Source organism: Streptomyces sp. NPDC001941 (assembly GCF_040296945.1).
In the GTDB taxonomy this organism is placed as follows: Bacteria; Actinomycetota; Actinomycetes; order Streptomycetales; family Streptomycetaceae; genus Streptomyces.
On sequence record NZ_JBEOYE010000235.1, the window covers coordinates 1 to 2,388 of the forward strand.

The window sequence follows — 2,388 nt, forward strand, 5'->3', positions numbered from 1 at the left end:
GCGCGGGACGGTGGGCCGGCGGCGGTAGGCGGTCGAGGGCCGTGCAAGGACTCATCCAGGCCAAGGTGCCCGGCTGCGTGGCCCGGGGCCGCTGGGGCGGGGTAGGGCGATGCCCCGGCGGGCAGGGCCGGGGCGGTCGCGGTGCGCGGGGGTGCGGGTGTGTGGTCAGGGGCGCGCGGGTGCGGCCGTCGTCTCGTCTGGTCCGGGGCCGGTGAGGCTCTCGCGCAGTGCGGCGGCCCGCTCCGGGTCGAGGGTCAGCCAGTACGGTGCGCCCTCAAGGTCGGCGAGCAGGACGGTGACGGTGTCGTCGTCGCCGTACAGGACGTCGTCCAGGCCCCAGCGCAGTGGGGTCGGATCGTCGGCGGCCGCGAGATCAGCACGGTCGGGTCCCAGGGGCGCGCCGGGCTCGCGGCGGCCGCGATCTGCATCGTGCCCGGTGTGCGGGGGGTGTGTGTCGAGGTAGGTGCGGAGCAGGGAGAGGTCGTTGAAGATGTGGTGTGTCTGGCCGGTACGGTCCTGGTCCTGGTTGTCGAAGTCGGCCTGTTCAGGCCTCCAGTTGTAGGCGACGACGTTACGGATGGCTTGGCGAATGCCGGTTGAGAGGGGCTGGTGGTCGCTGGGCATAGTCACTCCGATCCTGGAGGGGTGCACGGGTGCGGGGGTGCCGGGCCACCCCTTTCCCGGAGGAGGGGTGAGTCGGGGGTGGCCCGGCGGCCGGGGACTCGACCACACGACGAGCGAGGGGTGTGCGGGAGCACCTTTCCGGCCCTGCCGATCCTGCCCCGGGCGGAAGCAAGCGGGGCAAGAGGCCTGCCAGTCGGGCTGGTCACGGTGACGCCCCGCTGCTCGGGGAGGTGACCCGGGTTGGGGGCCGGTGGTAGTACGCGGGCCGGGTCCGGCGACTGCGCCGGGAGACGGTGGGCCCGCGCGCCTGGGGGGTCCGGGCGCGGGGCTGCATGCGAGGACGGGGCGGTCGGCGGGCCGGGGTCCCAGGGGTGTTGGTGTGGGGCCGGGCCGGGAGCAGGGCGCGTTCTCGTGCTCGCCGGTCTGCTGGGGAATCGGCTCGGGCTCTGGGCGGTCAGCTCCGGGCGCGCTCGATGATCTCGCGCAGGCTGATCGACTTCTTGAACTGGTGGCCCATGGCCGCCTCGGCGTCGGCGTACTCCTGGAACAGTTCGGGGTTGAGCTGCGCGCTGCGCACGAGGTCGTCGGTGTGTGCGAGTGGGCAGGCCCGGCAGCTCAGGCGGCGCATGCCCTGGTCGTAGGCCTCGTGGTGGCCGATGTCGTTGTCCTGGTGGAGCTTCCACACCTGCGCGGTGCTGAGTTGATGGACCGGGAGCCACGTCGTCACGACGCGCAGGGTGCCCTTGCCGCTCATGCGGTGGCGCTCCAGGACCGGCTTCTTGGCGCGGGCCGGGGACTCCTCGGCGCGCATGCCCATCGCGTACCCGGCGCGAACCGGGCGCCCGAGCCGTAGCTCGGCGCCGACCTCGTCTACGTAGTCGCGGCCGACGGCGGTCTTCAGGTCGCTCGTGCAGTAGCGCGCGAAGTAGCCCGGCCAGTTGCCGTGGGAGCGAATCCGCTGCCACAGGGAGCTCCACAGCGTGCTGCGGCGGACGGCGAAGGGCACGCCGTACTGCGCGGCATGTGCGCGGGCGACGTCGAGCGCGCCGGGCCACTCGACCAGGTGGCCGCGCTCGGTGGTGCCGAGGTCGCAGTGCAGGATGCGGACCTTGTGGAGCGCGCCCGCCTGGTCGGCCCGGGTGCACACCTCGTGCACGGTGGCTCCGCTGTCCTTGCCACCGCTGTCGCCGACGATCACGACGTCGTGGTTGTCGAAGTCGAACTCGGCGACTTCCGCGGGCTCGGCCGGCACGAGCGTCGGGGCGGCGAACAGTTCCAGTTGGGCGGTGGCGCACCCGGCAGCGCACGGCGGGAGGGTGAACGGCTTCTTCGTCACGGGATTCGCCTCACTGAAGGGGGGTCCGGTCGGGGGGCGGCGGTGGTGCGCATCCCCCGTTGGGCGGGGGCGGCAGGGGTGGCGTGTGTGCGGGGGTGCCGGGCCACCCCATTCCCGGAGGAGGGGTGAGTCGGGGGTGGCCCGGCGGCCGGGGACTCGACCACACGACAGGCGAGGGGTGTGCGGGAGCACCTTTCCGGCCCTGCCGATCCTGGCCCGAGCGGGAGCAAGCTCCGCAAGGCCTGGTGGGGCGTGGGGTGGCGGGCGCTCCCCGGGGGCCGACGTGCTGCCGGAGTGCAGGGACGGCGGGATGCCGGGGCAGGGCGGCTGGTGGGTGGTGAGGTGCTCGCGGCCCTGCTCGGGCGCGCGGGCGGGCCCGAGCACGGGCGCAGGGTCGGGCGTGGGAGGCCCGTGCTCGGGCGCGGGCG

General features: G+C 74.2%; 2 protein-coding genes. Both read right to left on the bottom strand.

Features of this window, described 5'->3' with window-relative positions:
- Positions 1-165 precede the first annotated feature (165 nt).
- Positions 166-624 carry a hypothetical protein gene (locus ABT160_RS46780; RefSeq protein ID WP_351656482.1) on the bottom strand — a complete coding sequence of 153 codons (459 nt, stop codon included), beginning with the start codon at positions 622-624 and terminating at the stop codon, positions 166-168.
- Positions 625-1,078: 454 nt separating this feature from the next.
- The gene (locus tag ABT160_RS46785; protein WP_351656483.1) at positions 1,079-1,960 is read right to left on the bottom strand and encodes a phosphoadenosine phosphosulfate reductase domain-containing protein; all 882 of its coding nucleotides are present in this window, start codon (positions 1,958-1,960) and stop codon (positions 1,079-1,081) included.
- Between the last annotated feature and the right edge of the window lie 428 nt (positions 1,961-2,388).

What these genes read in the sequence shown, in the direction of transcription:
- ABT160_RS46780 (WP_351656482.1), bottom strand. Translation starts at nt 624, where the DNA reads ATGCCCAGCGACCACCAGCCCCTCTCAACCGGCATTCGCCAAGCCATC.